We start from the raw sequence: 17,224 nt of genomic DNA on the forward strand, positions 1-17,224 counted from the left end.
TAAAATGTCAAAAAACCTAACAATAGTTCATTTTTTATGTAATGAAACCTAACAATAATATATCCCCTTCCCAAAAATGAATATATGATTATAAATAAAAAGGGAGTGAGAAAAATGGGCAGTTTGATCCGAGAAGCAGTACTGAGGCAAAAACAATTTTACATCGGTAAACTGTTACGATTAGGAATATTTTCGAATGATACCTCCCTTCAACAATGGACGATCAGCGAATTGCGGCGCGAATATGAACGAATAGCTGCCTATGCAGAAAAAAGAAGGAGGGAGCGATTTGAATAGAGAGGCGTTTGAACTAGCGAAGCGAATTATTGAATTAGACTTACAGCGAGATAAGATGTTCGAGCATCTAATGTCCCTCATAGGGGAACAAGCATATGAGTTGTTACGACTAGTACAAAACAAATAAATATTACGCAAAAAATCAAAATATGAATGCACCAATTGACTCTCAAGTAGAGTTAAAGAAGATTTTATTACGGTGAAACGCACAACTATAAAATTCGCGTATAAATATAAAATTCGCGTATAAAAAGATGGGAATTAGCCATTCCCATCTTTCGTTATATAAGAAGGATTGCTGATATACTTTTTTGTCTGCCAAGTATACATGTAAATAATTAATATGCTGATTCAAAAAGTAACTATAGCTACTAATCACCCCAAAATCATTTTATAACTCCAATCTTTGCCGCAATGCTTTTACATAATTGCGGCTGACAGGAATTTTTTCGTCTGTTCCTGAAAGCGTCAGCTGATAAGCGCCATTGAACCACGGGGTCAGCTGTTCCACCTTTTGGACATTCACAAGATAGCTTTTGTGCGGACGGAAAAATAGATTTCCTTTTAATTTTTGTTCTAATTCTTTTAAAGATACCTTTGTACAATATCTTTTTTGTTTTGTTACAATGAGCGTCTCTTTAATTTCTCGGCAGCAATACAAAATATCGTGCGGAGAAACGTATACAATCCCATCTTCCCCTTCAATGGCTAACTTACGAAGCGTATGTTCCGAAGAGTCAAGCCGCTCTTTTTCAAATTTGCGAATGAGACGCAATACAGTTTCCCCGACTTGTCCCTCGTCGAACGGTTTTAGTAAATAATCGACCGCTTCATAGCGGAACGCCTCTACTGCATAATTCGGATACGCTGTTGCAAATACAATGCTTGGCGGCTGCTTCATTCGCTGCAGCATCCTTGCAAGGCTAAGCCCGGACATTTCCGCCATTTCAATATCCAAAAATACGACATCAGGCTCCAACATCACAATTTTCTCTAGAGCGCTTTCCCCACAATCTGCTTCACCAACCAACTCAACTTGTTCATAAACGCATAATAAATGCTTCAGCTCTTCGCGACTTAACGGTTCGTCATCTACGACCATAACCCGAATGCGCAATTTCATATCCCCCTTTTTCCTCGTGTTTCAGCGGGACCATTAATTGAACCGTTGTTCCCTCTCCTTCTTTCGATATAATCGAAAAATGCGCCTCTTCTCCAAGCAGCGATTTTACCCGTTCGTTCACATTATATAATCCGATTCCTGCCCCTTGTTGCGACACAATCGGGGCTCGCAATAGCCGCGAAACCTGTTCCTCCGACATACCTTTTCCGTTATCAGAAACGGAAATTCGCACCATATTTCCATGCGATTGAACGGAAATGATGATTTCACTTCCTTTTTTCATATGCTTTAGTCCATGTTTTACCGCGTTTTCAACAAGCGGCTGTAGCGTCATCGTCGGCAGCGTCACTTGTTCATATCCTTCCTCAATCTCGTACCGTACGCGCAGCTTGTCTTGGAATCTCGCTTCTTCAATTGTCAAATACGCTTGGACGTGACGGATTTCTTCTTCCAATGTAGACATCATTTCAGTCGCACCAATCAAATTCTTTCTGAAATAATAAGCTAAAGAAACGAGAAGCTGCCTCGCTTTATTGGGGTCAAGGCGAACACATGACACAATCGTATTGAGCGCATTGAACAAAAAATGCGGATGCACTTGTGCATGCAATGCCTTAATTTGTGCCTCTTTCATCAATTGATAATACTTTTCTGCTTCAGCAATCTCCAGCTGCAAGCTTAAAAGTGATGATAATCCTTTCACAAATTCAAATGTAATCGACGATAAATCTGCTTCCGATTGAAAATAAAACTTTAGTGTCCCCACCGTTTCATCTTTTCGCTTCAACGGGGCGATAATCGCCTGGTGCAACGGACAATCCCGGTCATGACAAACGACTCGATCGTGCACAACCATCATCTCGCCCGTTTCGATCACTTGACGGGTCGTTTCCGTTTGAATCGGTTCATTCGCAAAATGATGATCACTTCCAGCTCCTACATGAGCAAGAATGTGAGTTCGATCGGTTACTGCGACGGCAACCGACGGAACTTCTTTAATAAAAAGCTCACAAATCGCTTTGGCCGATTGAGACGTCAGCCCGTTGCGCAAATGATGCACCGTTGCTTCTGCAAGACGCATCGCTTTCTCCGCTTGCAAAGCCCCGGCTTTCTCTTCCTCATGAAACACGTTGCGAATCACTAAAATAAAAATAGCGCTCCCTAGCCCATTGGCGATAATCATTGGTATGCCAATTTCCTCCACTAAAAGCCATGCTCGTTCAAATGGCTTAGCTATCAATAAAATAACAAGCATCTGTAAAGCCTCCGCCGCCATGCCAACGACAAGCGCCACAGCCGGTGAAAGTGCAAACGTTCTTTTCTTGCGATGATGCACCATCCCCGCAATCGCTCCAGCAACCATTGTTGAAACCCCGCAAGCCACCGCTGTAAAGCCGCCAAGAAACAATCGGTGAATGCCTGCGATAATCCCAGCTCCAAGCCCCACTTGCCATCCGCCGAGAAGTCCGGCAATGACCACACCAATCACGCGTGAATTCGCGAGCGCTTCATTTTCTTTTAATGACCATGTCCATTTTGATACTGCAAACGTTTCTACATGCACCGTCAAACCGGTATAAGTGCCGACAATACCGAAGATTCCGAAAATTAACATGATAATAAACCGCTGCATTCCATCTACTTTCTGATGATAAATCAATCGGCGAAAATAGGGAAGACGCGTTAATAAAAAAGCGACCATTACAATAATCCCAAGCCGTTCTACCATCGTCAGACAAAGCTGCCACACTGCTTTCACCTCTACTTTGATCTTATCATCGATTATACAAAAGACTCACATGTTTTTACACTAAAAAAATAAATGGCTAGACTTAGAGGAACGGGTTCACCTTTGTCGTGGAAAAATTGAATTGACACGCAAAATGGTGTATTAACTGACAATCAGTTTTACATGCCGTTTTTGTTGTTATATCAAACTTTTTACATTTTGATAGTCAGTTTGACAGGAAAATGTTATCCATTTTCCTAGTAATTTTAAGTATCATTTTAAATTCCCAAAAAACTATTTACATTAAGAGGTTATTTTTAACATATCTACCGAGAAGTCTCCCACCTCTAATGGAAGTATAGGTGAGGAAGGTTCATTAATATTGAACTTCAAAAAGGCAGAACTAGAATATTAAAAAGCGAGGAGATGAGGAAGCTTTTGAGGTGTTAGTTGAAAAAACTACACTTTACACTCAAAAATACTGAAGAAACACAGGAACTAAAATTATTCAAACAAGCACTCAATATACATTAAAATCTTGATTCTTCCCTAAAATAACTGTAGATATTTTATTCATCGATATACCATGTTCTGTTAAAGAACGATGTTGATTGCAATCCAACAGACAGGTTAGATTAATTAAGAGAAGAATAATCTCAGCTATTAGAATTACATAGGGTGCACATACAAAGAAGAGAGGACAGAATAGAATGGATATTTCAAAAGTAAGAATTAATATTGACATGGAAAATGTGGTGTTTGTTGAAGAATATAATTATATAGCGGATTCATGACGAATATGAATATATCTAGCGGTGATTTTGTCTTCTCGCACTCCAAATCGAAAGCCATGTCTGCGTATATTTTAAGATGGTTGTTAAGACAGATGCGTCTATTAGCGAAAAAAAATAACCCCATTAAAAAAAGAGAAGTATATTTTTTACCTCACAACGGAAAATACATTTTGTTGGAATTGGTAGAAGAAGAAATACTATCTATCGATTTCGTTAAAAGAATCAACTATAATCCTTGGATTGTTCATAGCATTTATTCTGAAGATGGAGAATTGCTAACTACTACCTTTCATTGTTTATATGACGATTTTTTTATGGAAACATATCGGCAAGCCGAGCAGTTTTTTCATACATTTAAAGATTCTTTTCCTCAAACTAGCGAGATGTTTGTGTTGGAACAAGAGTTGTATTATTCAAAAAAGATTGTTAATAAAATAACAAAAAAGAAGCCATTAAAAGATTGAAACGATTTTTTTCTTTTGCCAAACAATCAACACCATCTTTTAATAAAGGCTTGGTAATAAAAGTGATAATGACAAAAAGCTCGGCTATTTGCCGAGTTTTTCGTTTCCATCATTCTGCCGAAAACCACGTCATTTTGGATTTTCTGCCTTAAAATTGAGCCTGTTAGACTTCGAGTGCCAGCCCTTTATTTGCCACGTAAATAATAGTTTGTAATCACCTCATTTGTTTTCCTCGATAAACGCACCTTTCGATGTATCCCGCGTTTCTCCATCACAACTTATCTACTCTGCCCATCGCTTCCCTCACAGCCTCTCTCGCCTCTTCCATTAGCAAAGAAAGAAGCTCTGCGGCTGGCATCTCTTTAGCAAGCCGATACCCTCGTCCAGCCCATAGCGCCATCGTATGCGGATCGTTCTGCTCTGCCGCTGCCTTTCGAAGACTTTTCGTCATATGGTGCACTTGCGGATAAGCCGCCGGTGCCATCGCATCATATTTAGCCAAAAATCGATTCACTAACCCGCGCGCTGGGCGACCTGTAAAAGCGCGAGTCACAACGGTTTCAGAAAACTGTGGATCGACAAGCGCTGCTTTGTGAACGGGATGTGCCCCGCTTTCCGAACAGCGTAAAAATGCCGTTCCTAACTGCGCCGCGCACGCACCCGCTGCTAGCACTGCGGCAAGATCGCGTCCCGTCATAATCCCCCCTGCCCCAATTAACGGAAGATCAACGATGGTACGAATTTGCTGCAACAGAGTGAAAAGACCTATGTGCTGATCTGCATCTTTTGCATTTCGAAATACGGCTCGATGCGCTCCGGCTTCTTCTCCTTGAACACATAGAGCCTCTGCTCCTGCTTGTGCCGCTATGATCGCTTCCTCTGTTGATGTGACCGTGACGATAACAAAAGATCCGTTCGCTTTTAAGCGGGCGATAATATCTGCCGAAGGACATCCAAACGTAAAGCTAACTACCGGAATTTTCTCGTTATATAAAACAACAAGCTTCGCTTCCCAATCGTCGTCGTCCCATTGGCAATCCCCAAGCGGCACTCCTAACCGCTCTGCTTCCTTTCTTAGTTCTTTCTGATAGGAAGATAGGGCTTTTTCATCGCTACTTTGCGCGCCCGGTACAAATACGTTCACGCCGAATGGGGCGGACGTCATTTCCCGAACCGCTATGATTTCCTTTCTCATCTCTTCTGCCGTTTTGTAGCCGCCCGCTAAAAACCCGAGTCCGCCTGCATTGGAAACCGTTGCCGCCAATCGAGGCGTCGACACTCCGCCAGCCATTGGCGCTTGAATAATTGGAATTCGAAGCGTATGAAGTATTGTTTTCTGCATTTCTGTATTCCTCCTGTCTCAATGATAAAAACAAACCTGTTACCCGCGTTTTCGCGGCAACAGGTACGTTGATACAAAAGATACACTACTATGTATCTAATCAATAGAACGACTTACCGCCCTATAAAATTCGGTTTTCTTTTTTCAAGAAATGCCCGCACGCCCTCGCGGTGATCTTCCGTTTGTCGCATTTTTTGTTGCGCTTCTGTTTCAAGTTGGAGCACACGATGCAGCTCATCTTTCGTTACATCAGCATACAACATCTTCGTTGCGATCATCGCCTGTAGTGGTTTAGCTCGCCACTCAGCAATTTTTTGTTCAATTTGTGCTATATCTTCGGCAACAAAATCCACGATGCCATGCTTATACGCCTCGTCTGCGCTCATTTGTTTGCCTTCCCAAATCAGGTGCTTCGCTTTCACGACACCGACCCGTTTCGCTAAAAAGAAATGCCCTCCACCATCCGGAATGAGCCCAATACCGATAAAATTCATGGCTAAACGCGCTTCTTTAGTCGCCATCACATAGTCGCTCGCTAACGCGAAGCTGAGGCCTAGCCCTGCTGCCGGCCCGTGTATCGCTGCCACCACAATTTTCGGCATCGTATACAAGGTTGTAATGACTTGCTTAATGGTGTTCATCACCTCGTAAAACTTTTCCGGGGCATCGACACTCAACATCGTTTTAATGTCGCCGCCAGCAGAAAACCCTCTTCCCCTGCCGCGCACAACAACGATCGATGCCTCGCTTCGCTCGATTTGCTGCAACACCTCTACTAATTCATTTAACATTTGTACATCCATTGCATTTAAGGAATCTGGGCGATTTAACTCCAATACCGCTACATTTTCTGAAAAAGCCAACGATACTGTTTGCATTTTACTCCCCCTGTTTGACCGATTTTTTCCCTTCATTATTGTATTTCCCCGTAGTTTTCAAATTTCCTTTTTTATCACTTTCCTACACGAGATTCCTATCTAAAGAAATAGGAAGGGCATGATCTCCATGAGAAGGTGGGAGACGACTGGCCGTTGGTATTAACCTAAGTGGTTGAAGAATAAGAACATATGTTCTATCCTCTACTTGTAAGACTTTTTACAGCTTCTAATTTGCATTTTAAGCCGTTTTGGCTATCGAGATTGTCAAATATGTAGTTAGAAATGGGTGTTGTTGAAGAACGTGTCTGAGCGTTCTATGAAGAGTTGTAACGACTAATGCGTTTGAGGAACTTCTCTGAACGACATAATTTTTATTTTAGGAGGGAATAACATGGAAGTTTTTGCGAAATATTTAGCAAGTATCGATAACCCCGACCATCGTGACCGAACAGAGAAAGTTTTGGCATGGGTTGCTAATCAATTTCCAAATTTGGAGCCACAAATTAAGTGGAACACGCCAATGTTTACCGATCATGGCACATTTATCATTGGCTTTTCCACGGCAAAGCATCATCTAAGCGTTTCACCCGAAGAAGTATGCATTGCGCACTTCGCCGATGACATTGCACAAGCTGGCTACAGCGCTACCAAAGGTTTGTTTCGAATTCCTTGGAATGAGCCGGTAAATTACGAACTGCTTGAGAAAATCATTCAATTTAACGTAATTTCCGAAAGAAGTCTCCCGCCTCAAGGAACGTGAAGGGCACAGCCCCGTGAGTAGGCTGGGAGATGAATTTCGGTTGGCGATAACCAAAGGTTTTGATATAATCAGTCTTATAAAGATAAAAGGATTGATATATCAATGAAATTAGATAGTAATAATCATTCAGTGTTCTCGTTGCATTATCATCTTGTATTAGTCGTGAAGTACCGCAGAGAAGTATTCACTGATGAAATATCTGATTTTGCAAAAAATATGTTTATTGAGATTGGAAGCAAATACAACATTACTTTGACAGAATGGAATCATGACAACGATCATGTTCACGTTCTATTCAAAGCCCATCCTAATTCCGAATTGTCAAAGTTTATCAATGCCTATAAAAGCGCAAGTTCTCGACTGATAAAGAAAAATTTTCCTCATATCAGAACAAAACTGTGGAAAGAAATGTTTTGGTCAAGAAGCTTTTGTCTGCTTACAACAGGCGGTGCTCCAATAGATGTCATAAGGAAGTATATTGAGAATCAAGGCAAAAAGTGAGTTGATGAGATATGACCCATCAAAACAAAGCGTTCAAGTTTCGCCTATACCCCCATGAAGAACAGAAAGAGTTATTAGAGAAAACGTTTGGTTGTGTGCGGTTTGTCTACAATAAAATGCTCGCCGAACGCAAAGAACTATATGAAAAATTCAAAAACGATAAAGAACGGCTTAAAAAGCAAAAGTGGCCAACACCCGCCAAATATAAAGAAGAATTTCCGTTTCTCAAAGAAGTGGACTCATTAGCTTTGGCAAACGCGCAAATCAACCTGCAAAATGCCTATAAAAACTTTTTCAAAGGTCGGACGGAATTTCCGAAATTCAAAAGTAAAAAGCACAAGCAATCTTACACAACAAACATGGTCAACGGCAATATTAAGTTGGAAAATGGTCATATCCAATTGCCCAAGTTCAAAAAACCAATCAAAATGAAGCAACATCGAGAAATCCCCGCCGAGTATAAAATCAAATCTTGTACCATTTCTAAAACAAAGTCGGGCCAATACTATATTTCGATTTTGACCGAATATGAAAAGGAAATGGAACCTGTCAAGATTCAAAAAGTGGTCGGTTTAGATTTTGCCATGGACGGTCTATATGTCGAGAGTGAACGGGGTGAGAAAGCCAATTACCCACGTTACTATCGACAAGCTTTAGACAAGCTGGCAAAAGCAGGGCGGATTCTTTCCCGTAGAAAGAAAGGTTCTTCACGATGGGAAAAACAACGCTTAAAAGTGGCTAAATTACATGAAAAAATAGCAAACCAACGCATGAATTTTCTTCATCACAAGTCAAAAGAATTAGCAATCACTTATGACGCTGTAGTCATCGAAGACTTAGACATGAAGGGGATGTCTCAAGCCCTTCATTTTGGAAAAAGCGTTCATGATAACGGGTGGGGGATGTTCACAAGATTCTTAGAATACAAACTAAAAGAGCAAGGAAAACAACTGATCAAAATCGATAAATGGTTTCCTTCGACAAAAAAGTGTTCTTGTTGTGGCAAAGAAAAAGAAATGCCGTTATCTGAACGTGTGTACCAATGTTCTTGTGGTTTGGTATTGGATCGCGATCACAATTCTGCGATCAATATCAAAAATGAAGGATTGGGCTTATTAGCGTTAGCATAAACAACAACAACTCTTGGAACGAGAGGGTTCGCTCGGTCCATTTCCTATCGTTAGATAGGACTACCCGAGAAGCCCCCACTTCAATCAAACCGCAAGGTTGATAAGTGGTGGGTAGTTCACTATTGAGGATAAAGCAAACTGTTCAACTTTTTGGCAGAAATAGAAAAATAGGGTAGCTCTTAGAAAGGCTGTGAAAACTTCTGAGAGGCTTTAACATATCCATCGAGAAGCCTCTTACCTCTTAACGGAGTGTAGGTGGAAGAGGTTCATGCCAAAACATAAAAAACGCACCGGCAGCCACCGGCGCTTGATTATTTGCGAAGCTTTTTTAACTGTTCATTTATTTCTTTCGTTTGTGAATAGATCTGGCGGTATACAAGGAAGAGTTCCCGATAAAGTTTGGTTTCTTCCTCTCGCGGTTCGACAATCTGCTCCACTTGCTTAAACACGCTTGCGCACTCTTCTAACGATGTAAACCACCCGCAGCCGCATGCGGCAATCATCGCCGCTCCCATTCCCGGACCTTGTTCATTTTTTAACTTTTCGATCGGGGTATCAAATATGTTTGCTTGAATTTGTAACCATTCCTGACTTTTGGCTCCTCCGCCAACCGATACGACTGATTTTACTTGCTTTCCGCTTTCTTTGATAATCGTTATCGATTCATTTAAAGAAAATGTAATTCCTTCTATTACTGCACGAGCAAAGTCCCATTTTGTGTGCGATGCATCAATTCCAATAAATGAAGAACGAATATTAGCATCCGCATAAGGAGTTCTCTCGCCTACTAAGTACGGCGTGAACAATAGTCCATTAGCGCCTATCGTTGATTCAGAGGCTCGCTTTACAATTTCGGAAAATGAATCTTCCGGGGCAAATGTTCGTTTAAACCATTCAAAACTGTATCCCGCTGCCAGAGTAACCCCCATAATATAATAAGAGTTGGGATTGGCATGGTTAAAATAATGGACTTTTCCAGCAAATTGTTTATTTCCTGTTTGTTCATATGCTAAAATAACACCCGACGTACCAATGCTGCACATTGTTCTTCCTTCTGATAAAATCCCCGCGCCAATCGCTCCGCAAGCATTGTCCGCTCCTCCAGCAAACACCTTTACAGTCGTTGGCAGCCCCGTTTGTTCTGCGACTTCCGGAAGCAGCGTGCCGACATAGGCAGCCGATTCAACTAAAGGGGGGCACAGGCCAATATCAATGTCAAGCGCATGGCAAAGTTGCCGGCTCCATACTTTATTTCTTATATCCAAAAGCAACGTCCCTGCAGCATCAGAGTATTCCATTGCGACGTGCCCTGTAAAGCGGAAACGAACATAGTCTTTCGGTAATAAAAAGGTATGGGCCTGTTCGTAAATATGCGGCTCATATTTTTTCACCCACAATAGTTTCGGAAGCGTAAAGCCTTCTAAAGCCCGATTTTGCGTAATGGACAATAATTTCTCTTTTCCAACCCGCTCCTCGATTTCTCGGCACTCTTCTGTCGTTCTTGTGTCGTTCCAAAGAATGGCCTCCCGCAATACTTCGTGTTTCTCATTCAACAACACTAACCCATGCATTTGCCCGGAAAAACTTAAGCCCCGAACAGAGTGAGGATCGATTTTCGCTGTTTGTAATACATTCTTCAACGCAGCGATTGTTTTTTCTATCCAATCTTCGGGATTTTGTTCGCTATATCCGGAACGCGGTTGGTAAAGCGGGTATGGCTCCGTCCATTCTCCTTTTACTCGGCCGTTTTTATCAACCAGCAGCACCTTTACAGCGCTCGTTCCTAAGTCAATGCCAATAACATATTCCAACGTAATCCCTCTTTCCATTAAAGGGTTGCACTAACTTCAAGCAAATATTGATTCAGTACTGTTTTAAGCCGCTCTTGACGCCCTGATTGGTTTTGAATTTCTCCTAATTGTAAAGCATATGCCTCTAATTTATGAAAATCCGCGGTTCCTTCAACAATTTCCCTGCCAATTCCTTCGGTGTAGCTTTTATATCGTTTATCAATAACATCCTCAAAAACGCGATCTTCAATTAAACGCTGGGCTACTTTCAAACCAACGGCAAAACTATCCATTCCAGCAATATGCGCATAAAACAGATCCTCTACTTCGAACGATCCTCTTCTTACTTTCGCATCAAAGTTCAATCCGCCTCTGCCAAGACCGCCGTTTTGCAAAATTTCATACATGGCAAGAGTAGTAGAATATAAGTCTGTCGGAAACTCATCCGTATCCCAGCCTAATAACGTGTCTCCTTGGTTCGCATCGACAGAGCCTAGCATCCCGTGGATCCGCGCCATACGAAGTTCATGCTCAAATGTATGTCCTGCCAATGTTGCGTGATTGGCCTCGATATTGAATTTAAAGTAATCTTGCAACCCATATGTTTGAAGAAATGCAAGCGCACTTGCCACATCAAAATCATATTGGTGTTTCGTTGGCTCTTTTGGCTTCGGTTCGATCAAAAATTGCCCATCAAATCCGATTTCTTTTGCATAGTCTACTGCCATATGTAAAAAGCGCGCTAAATTGTCAAGCTCCAGTTTTAAGTCTGTATTTAAAAGCGTTTCATAGCCCTCACGTCCCCCCCAAAACACATAGTTTTCAGCTCCTAACCGTTTCGCAATTTCCAATCCTTTTTTCACCTTCGCTGCGGCATAGGCAAATACATCAGCGTTGCAGGAAGTCGCCGCCCCGTGCACAAAGCGAGGATGCGTAAACAAATTGGCCGTATTCCAAAGCAGTTTCGTTTTGCTTGTTTTCATGTATTCTTCAAGCATATCAACAATCGTGTCTAAGTTTTTATATGTTTCTTTTAAACTTTCTCCCTCTGGTGCAATATCGACATCATGGAAGCAGAAAAACGGTACATTTAGCTTTTCAAATAATTCAAATGCGGCTTCGACACGCGCTTTCGCTAAATCCATTCCGCGATAATGGTCCCACGGACGAAGCATCGTTCCCACCCCGAACGGATCAGATCCATCCCCTACAAATGTGTGCCAATACGCAACAGAGAACCGCAAATGCTCCTCCATCGTCTTATTGCCAACTTTCTCCTCCGGGTTATAAAACTTAAACGCCAGCGGATTTTTGGAAGTTGGGCCTTCGTAACAGACTGTACCGATCGTTTTAAAATATGGCATAGCAAATTCCTCCTTATCATGGTTTTACAATGTGATTACTAACTAGCGAACGTCAAAACAAGCAGAATTTTCAATAAAATTATACACTTTTTAAATTTGTTTGTCTATTAGATAAACAAAGTTGTTTGCGCTCCTTCACTATGGACAAACTCTACTCCAAAGGTATTTGGAAAGTATTTTTTATTTAAGGGGAGGAGTGGGATAAAAGCCTGCTCGTAAGAATCGGCTAACTACAATGGCCGAGCAGAAAACGAGCTTCTCCATCCCCCATCAACATTTTAAACGTATTCACCGAGAAATCTCCCGCCTCTGAACAAAGTATAGATGGAGGAAGTTCATTTAACTACAGAATGAATTTCCGAGTTTTAGTAAAAATGCAATTAAAGAAACTATTATTTTACATTCTTGATCAATCGTTTTTTCTTCTCAATTTTTCGAAAACAACTTAATCCTCCCCACATTAGAATAAAAGAAAACGAGCTTGCTCCAAAAAACGGGATGAATGCTGGCATATACATGAAAATGATCCCTAAGAAAAAGATAGAAACAATCATAGCAACGGTAGTGATCGGGTTAGTGGCACCAATCAAAAAAGCATATTTTATATATTGGAAAACACTTAGTTGATAATGGACATAAATAGGAAAAATGTACAGAGCAATCATTATACAAAATACGATAGCCATCAATAAAACTGCAGAAAAAAGGCCTTGCATAACTCCTTTCTCGTTGAGCATATACAGAAAATCGGCATATAGAACACACATGGCAAGCATGATCAATAATCCTAATGCATTAGCGCGGAAAAACTCTTTTTTGTATGTGTGAAAAAACGTCTTGAAAACTGGAATGTTCTCCTCTTCAATTAGCCATTTTCGAATAACCGTAAATAATGAGATAGAGGCAGGCGCTAGACCTACAGCCACCAATCCAATTAACGAAAAAACTAGCCATAATAAGTTCGCGTATGCCAACTTCACCATCCAATCACATACACGGTATAACTGTGCTTCTCTCCCATCCACGGGCATTTTCGACCTCCCTCCCCTCACTAGTAATTCACTCAACATAACTTGTCAAATGCTAATTTCACTTTATCTCTTCCAGCCATAAAATACTCGTCACTCCACGCGGATAGTACTTGCTTCCACTGATTTTACCTGCAATAATTTGATCGCTCCAGCTCCAAAATGAAAGCTCTGGATGTGTTAGCCAAGACACATGCGCGGCGTCTGCTCGTTTCCCCGCCTCATCCCACTCCCAGCCTAAAATATGGCGAGCAATAAATTGACATAAATAAATTTTGCTTAACCAAGAGTTGTTGCTCGTTGATGAGATTTTCCATCCGCCATCCGGAAAGAGACAAATCCCTTCCTGTAACACATATCGCAAATGTGTTCGCAAAGCCCTAATATATCCAGCAAACCGGCCGTTCGGATCAAGAGCTGCTTGGCAACTCGTAAAATAAGGGAACACTAATCCTTCAATAGCTGGAATAATTTTTGAATCGTTTCTTTCCCCCATCACTGCTGGAATGTAACCTTCAATCGTCGCATAGCTTACAATCGTCGCTGCGCATTTTTCCGCTTGCTCTCCCGCCAATGTAGCGAGCCCTTCTTTGCCAACATCACGAAATAATTTTTCAAGCGCTACATAGGCGGCCCAGCATTTTCCGGCCAAATACAAATTATTACGCGCCTGGCCTAGAGAAACATCCAAACTATCGTATGTTGTGATTTCTGCTCCTCCCATCGTTCGACTACTATCAAGCCCCATGATTCCGTTTCTTTTTTGTGCGTCTGGATGGTCACGATGAACCATACTTTCTAGACATTGCTCGAAAATCGATAAACGCTCATCTCGCCAATCCCAGTCCTTTGTTTGTTCTATATACACTGCTGCGCATAGTATCCAGTTGACAAGTTGCTCGTGTGTCATATGGGAAAAACAGCCTCTAATCCCATATAGTTCATACGAAGAGTAATGAGGGCGTGAAAACGTATTGGCTACTCCCATATCGTGAGTAAAGCTAATTCCGCCTTGATATTCTTTGTCATCTCCGGGAAATCGAACATGATCGTGATAACTATATCGTTCCACATAAAAATCTAATACATTTTTCACAGTCCACGGATTCATTTTCAATTCGAAAAACAATTGATCAACGGTTAAATCAAACGTATTCATCATTCGATATTCGCCTTCATTGACAACCCAAATTGGTTTTCCATTATGTTCAAGTAATTGGGTGTTTCCGTAATAGCTCCGAATCGCATGGGCCATCATAAATTTTTGATCATCGGATAGCCCTTCTTTTTCAATCAATTGATTCGATTGTAACGAACTTTTCTTTAACTCTTCAAAATGGGCAAGCGCATACTCACCTACCTCCTCAATGTTTTTAAAAAAGCGGTTATAATAATAGGAAGCATCTAGCCCAGCCGTTATGTATCCCGCTCGATAAAAACAAACGGCGAATCGATACGTTTTTTTCTTTCCAGCCGGAGTATCCATCATTAATGCTCCGACTTTTCCTAGCCCAAACGTCCAATTTTCCTCTAATGGTGTTGTCAAAATATCTTCCATACTGAAATGGAGCGCTGATCGCACATTGTCTCTAGAAACAATGGCAATCATCCTCCCTTGACCGACTCCGTGCAGCTCTTGGCACGTATCATCGATTCTTCTCATAGAGGTGTAAGGATCAGTTCCTTCAAAACCAAAAAACGCCCTTCTTGCCGCTGTCCCTTTCGTATTGTCAACAGTCATTTCAACAAGCACGGCTGGAACTAAGGCAAATTTTAATTCTTCCTCCGTTGCTGTCTGAGGATTAGGAACCGGTTTGGTCGGCGAATAAATAGTAAATGTTAAGTCTCCTGCTTTCCACGTATCAGTAGAAACGTGAAAATTTCGTTCAATTTGCTCTTTACGAAACGGTATAAGAATTTTCGGCTTTTGCGGGTTAGGGTCTGGATTTTCGATATCGTATCTTTTGCTCTCGTCATCTCCTGATTTCCAAAAAGGCAGCATTTCATAACGTCCTGTATCGTCCAAAGAGGCGATTCCAATGAATACGTTTTGCCGCGGCGGCCGAGCCAGTTCCAGATCGAACCCTCCACTCTTTCCCGGAAATCCTAACGTAAAGCTGGCAAACGCCCCAACAGGTGAATGATGGGCGTTAAAAAATATATTTTGCGGCATATATGATTCTCCTCTCTCCAATTATCGTGGTTTTATCCTTTAATCGCTCCCGCAGTAATTCCTTCAACGATTTTGTCGCTAAGAAAAAAGAATGCTAGTAAAATAGGCAACACACTGATCATCAGCGTAGCTCCAATCGCTCCCCAATCTGTTGTATATTGACCGATAAAGTTTTGAATGCCTACCGTTAATGTTTTATACTGTTCGGAGCTAATAAATGTATTAACAAAAACAAACTCGTTCCAATTGTAAATCATATTAATAATGGTCGTTGTCACCATAACAGGAGAGGTCATAGGCAAAATGATTTGAAAAAACATTCGATGAACGGAACACCCATCAATAACCGCTGACTCTTCTAACTCTCTTGGCAAAGCATTATAAAAGCCAAGCAAGATCATAATAGTAATTGGTAAATTAAACCCAACATTTGTTAAAATAATAGACATTGGATGGTCAATTAATTGGATCTTTGTAAAAAAACCGAATAACGGAATAAGTGTAGAATGAACCGGAATCATTAACCCAACCATAAACAATCCGAGCATGGCATATTTTAGCTTCCAATTCATGCGGGTAATTGCAAATGTAGCAAAACTTGCCAACAAAACAGTAAAAATGACAGATACGGTAGTGATCCAAACGCTATTGAAAAAGTATCGGCCAATGTCGCCCTCCACCCATACTTTCACATAATTTTCCCACCTTGGTACAGAAGGCAAGGAAAATAAGGGGGTATTAAAAACTTCTTGATTATTCTTCAAGGAAAAAAATAATAGCCAAACAAGAGGGAGAACTTGTAAAGCTGCAAAAACAATTAAAATTGTATAAAAAACGGCCATTCCTGCTTGCTTTCCAAATTTCTTCAGCGGTAATGGTCTCACTGATTTTTCTCTCATTGTTTCTTTCCCTCCTTTTTGTTAGTATTGTATTTCCTCATTGGAGCGGGTTAATTTTCTAATCAACCACGTAATGATAATACAAATCAGCAATAAAGAAAAAGCAATTGCACTTCCGTAGCCAAAATTGAAGCTGCGGAACGCTTTTTGATACATATACGAAGCGATGACCTCGCTTGCACCGTTCGGCCCTCCTCCTGTCATAACGTAAATTAAATCGAAATACTTTAATGAACCGACGACTGCTAACACAACGGTGATTTTAATCACTCCAGAAACTAACGGAAGTTTGATTTTATAGGCCAACTGCCATGGATTCGCCCCGTCGATCACTGCAGCCTCGATGATGGAAGATGGGATGTTTTTCAAAGCGGCATAGTAAATCAATATATAAAAACCGGCATATTGCCAAATAATCGGAACAAAAATAGAATATAGAGCAATAGAAGGATCAGCCAGCCAGTTCGGCGGATCATCGATACCAAGAGAGGTAAGAAAATGGTTTAACATTCCGTTAGACGGATGGTAAATCCTTAACCAAAGTTGAGCGATTGCCACCGAAGACAATAACATTGGAATTAAATAAGTCTTTCTTAACACATTTGCCCCTTTTATTTTTCCCGAAAGCACCAATGAAACAGCTAAATATCCTGCTAAACTAATAACAGAAAAAAGCGCCAGTAAAAAAGAATGATACGCACTTCTCCAAAACATATCATCTTTAATCAATTGTTTATAGTTATCTAATGCGATAAATTTCATGGTACCAATACCGTCCCATTTCATTAGGCTATAGTAGCCTGTCATGAAGATTGGAATATACACTAATGCCATAATGAGCAGCAAGGACGGAAGTATATATAAAGCGATGACTTTCTTATCGGACATCATTTTATTCATACCGTTTCCCCTTTGATGATGTATAAAATTTTGTGTAAAGCATTTTACTAGA

The 17,224-nt window shown here is 40.9% G+C and carries 16 protein-coding genes; 6 read left to right on the plus strand and 10 right to left on the minus strand.

Annotation, left to right across the window (positions count from 1 at the left end; genetic code table 11):
- Positions 1-114 precede the first annotated feature (114 nt).
- Positions 115-297 carry a Fur-regulated basic protein FbpA gene (locus N667_RS20235; protein WP_035099061.1) on the plus strand — a complete coding sequence of 61 codons (183 nt, stop codon included), beginning with the start codon at positions 115-117 and terminating at the stop codon, positions 295-297.
- The gene (locus tag N667_RS20355) at positions 290-424 is read left to right on the plus strand and encodes a hypothetical protein (protein ID WP_269528360.1); all 135 of its coding nucleotides are present in this window, start codon (positions 290-292) and stop codon (positions 422-424) included. Before N667_RS20235 ends, N667_RS20355 begins: the two co-directional genes overlap by 8 nt.
- Before the next feature lie 264 nt (positions 425-688).
- On the opposite strand, the gene N667_RS0115030 is transcribed toward N667_RS20355, so the two are convergent.
- Both N667_RS0115030 and N667_RS18800 read right to left on the minus strand, forming a co-directional pair.
- A complete protein-coding gene (locus tag N667_RS0115030) occupies positions 689-1,420 on the minus strand; it encodes a LytR/AlgR family response regulator transcription factor (RefSeq protein ID WP_027410324.1) in 732 nt (243 codons plus the stop codon).
- Positions 1,386-3,170 carry a sensor histidine kinase gene (locus N667_RS18800; RefSeq protein WP_051530062.1) on the minus strand — a complete coding sequence of 595 codons (1,785 nt, stop codon included), beginning with the start codon at positions 3,168-3,170 and terminating at the stop codon, positions 1,386-1,388. Before N667_RS18800 ends, N667_RS0115030 begins: the two co-directional genes overlap by 35 nt.
- A gap of 865 nt (positions 3,171-4,035) precedes the next feature.
- Here N667_RS18800 and N667_RS0115045 point away from each other — a divergent pair.
- The gene (locus tag N667_RS0115045) at positions 4,036-4,407 is read left to right on the plus strand and encodes a hypothetical protein (RefSeq protein WP_027410325.1); all 372 of its coding nucleotides are present in this window, start codon (positions 4,036-4,038) and stop codon (positions 4,405-4,407) included.
- A 271-nt stretch (positions 4,408-4,678) separates the two neighbouring features.
- Here the strand turns inward: N667_RS0115045 and N667_RS0115050 are convergent, their stop codons facing one another.
- Together N667_RS0115050 and N667_RS0115055 are read right to left on the minus strand one after the other, a co-directional pair.
- Entirely contained in the window at positions 4,679-5,749 is a 1,071-nt protein-coding gene (locus N667_RS0115050; protein WP_035099062.1) for a nitronate monooxygenase, read from the minus strand.
- A gap of 113 nt (positions 5,750-5,862) precedes the next feature.
- Positions 5,863-6,627, minus strand: coding sequence for an enoyl-CoA hydratase (locus N667_RS0115055; protein WP_027410327.1), 765 nt, complete (start codon positions 6,625-6,627; stop codon positions 5,863-5,865).
- A gap of 391 nt (positions 6,628-7,018) precedes the next feature.
- Here N667_RS0115055 and N667_RS0115060 point away from each other — a divergent pair, with 391 nt between their 5' ends.
- The 3 genes from N667_RS0115060 (at position 7,019) to N667_RS0115070 (ending at position 9,018) form a co-directional block, all read left to right on the plus strand.
- Complete coding sequence (locus tag N667_RS0115060) at positions 7,019-7,387, plus strand: iron chaperone (RefSeq protein WP_027410328.1); 369 nt, start codon at positions 7,019-7,021, stop codon at positions 7,385-7,387.
- A 102-nt stretch (positions 7,388-7,489) separates the two neighbouring features.
- Entirely contained in the window at positions 7,490-7,888 is a 399-nt protein-coding gene (tnpA, locus tag N667_RS0115065; RefSeq protein WP_027410329.1) for an IS200/IS605 family transposase, read from the plus strand.
- Between the two features lie 11 nt (positions 7,889-7,899).
- Positions 7,900-9,018, plus strand: coding sequence for an RNA-guided endonuclease TnpB family protein (locus tag N667_RS0115070; protein ID WP_027410330.1), 1,119 nt, complete (start codon positions 7,900-7,902; stop codon positions 9,016-9,018).
- 311 nt (positions 9,019-9,329) lie between these two features.
- Here N667_RS0115070 and xylB read toward each other — a convergent pair whose 3' ends face one another.
- From xylB to N667_RS0115100, 6 genes are all read right to left on the minus strand, one after another.
- Positions 9,330-10,829: a xylulokinase gene (gene xylB, locus N667_RS0115075; protein ID WP_027410331.1), complete on the minus strand. Its 1,500-nt coding sequence runs from the start codon at positions 10,827-10,829 to the stop codon at positions 9,330-9,332.
- A 17-nt stretch (positions 10,830-10,846) separates the two neighbouring features.
- Entirely contained in the window at positions 10,847-12,172 is a 1,326-nt protein-coding gene (xylA, locus tag N667_RS0115080; protein WP_027410332.1) for a xylose isomerase, read from the minus strand.
- A 392-nt stretch (positions 12,173-12,564) separates the two neighbouring features.
- Positions 12,565-13,203: a YesL family protein gene (locus tag N667_RS0115085; protein ID WP_027410333.1), complete on the minus strand. Its 639-nt coding sequence runs from the start codon at positions 13,201-13,203 to the stop codon at positions 12,565-12,567.
- Between the two features lie 58 nt (positions 13,204-13,261).
- On the minus strand, positions 13,262-15,373 hold the full coding sequence (locus tag N667_RS0115090; RefSeq protein WP_027410334.1) for a glycoside hydrolase family 52 protein: 2,112 nt from the start codon (positions 15,371-15,373) through the stop codon (positions 13,262-13,264).
- A gap of 32 nt (positions 15,374-15,405) precedes the next feature.
- Entirely contained in the window at positions 15,406-16,215 is an 810-nt protein-coding gene (locus N667_RS0115095; RefSeq protein WP_232223983.1) for a carbohydrate ABC transporter permease, read from the minus strand.
- A 78-nt stretch (positions 16,216-16,293) separates the two neighbouring features.
- Positions 16,294-17,172 (minus strand): carbohydrate ABC transporter permease, encoded by an 879-nt coding sequence (locus tag N667_RS0115100; protein WP_027410336.1) that lies wholly within the window; start codon positions 17,170-17,172, stop codon positions 16,294-16,296.
- Positions 17,173-17,224: the final 52 nt, after the last annotated feature.

The sequence above is a fragment of the Anoxybacillus tepidamans PS2 genome, assembly GCF_000620165.1.
Lineage (GTDB): Bacteria > Bacillota > Bacilli > Bacillales > Anoxybacillaceae > Anoxybacteroides > Anoxybacteroides tepidamans_A.

Excerpts from the sequence above, each read along its gene's own strand:
- N667_RS20235 (WP_035099061.1), top strand. The coding sequence starts at position 115 with ATGGGCAGTTTGATCCGAGAAGCAGTACTGAGGCAAAAACAATTTTAC.
- N667_RS0115030 (WP_027410324.1), bottom strand. The coding sequence starts at position 1,420 with ATGAAATTGCGCATTCGGGTTATGGTCGTAGATGACGAACCGTTAAGT.
- N667_RS0115045 (WP_027410325.1), top strand. The coding sequence starts at position 4,036 with ATGCGTCTATTAGCGAAAAAAAATAACCCCATTAAAAAAAGAGAAGTA.
- N667_RS0115050 (WP_035099062.1), bottom strand. The coding sequence starts at position 5,749 with ATGCAGAAAACAATACTTCATACGCTTCGAATTCCAATTATTCAAGCG.
- N667_RS0115055 (WP_027410327.1), bottom strand. The coding sequence starts at position 6,627 with ATGCAAACAGTATCGTTGGCTTTTTCAGAAAATGTAGCGGTATTGGAG.
- N667_RS0115060 (WP_027410328.1), top strand. The coding sequence starts at position 7,019 with ATGGAAGTTTTTGCGAAATATTTAGCAAGTATCGATAACCCCGACCAT.
- tnpA (WP_027410329.1), top strand. The coding sequence starts at position 7,490 with ATGAAATTAGATAGTAATAATCATTCAGTGTTCTCGTTGCATTATCAT.
- N667_RS0115070 (WP_027410330.1), top strand. The coding sequence starts at position 7,900 with ATGACCCATCAAAACAAAGCGTTCAAGTTTCGCCTATACCCCCATGAA.
- xylA (WP_027410332.1), bottom strand. The coding sequence starts at position 12,172 with ATGCCATATTTTAAAACGATCGGTACAGTCTGTTACGAAGGCCCAACT.
- N667_RS0115085 (WP_027410333.1), bottom strand. The coding sequence starts at position 13,203 with ATGCCCGTGGATGGGAGAGAAGCACAGTTATACCGTGTATGTGATTGG.
- N667_RS0115090 (WP_027410334.1), bottom strand. The coding sequence starts at position 15,373 with ATGCCGCAAAATATATTTTTTAACGCCCATCATTCACCTGTTGGGGCG.
- N667_RS0115095 (WP_232223983.1), bottom strand. The coding sequence starts at position 16,215 with ATGGCCGTTTTTTATACAATTTTAATTGTTTTTGCAGCTTTACAAGTT.
- N667_RS0115100 (WP_027410336.1), bottom strand. The coding sequence starts at position 17,172 with ATGAATAAAATGATGTCCGATAAGAAAGTCATCGCTTTATATATACTT.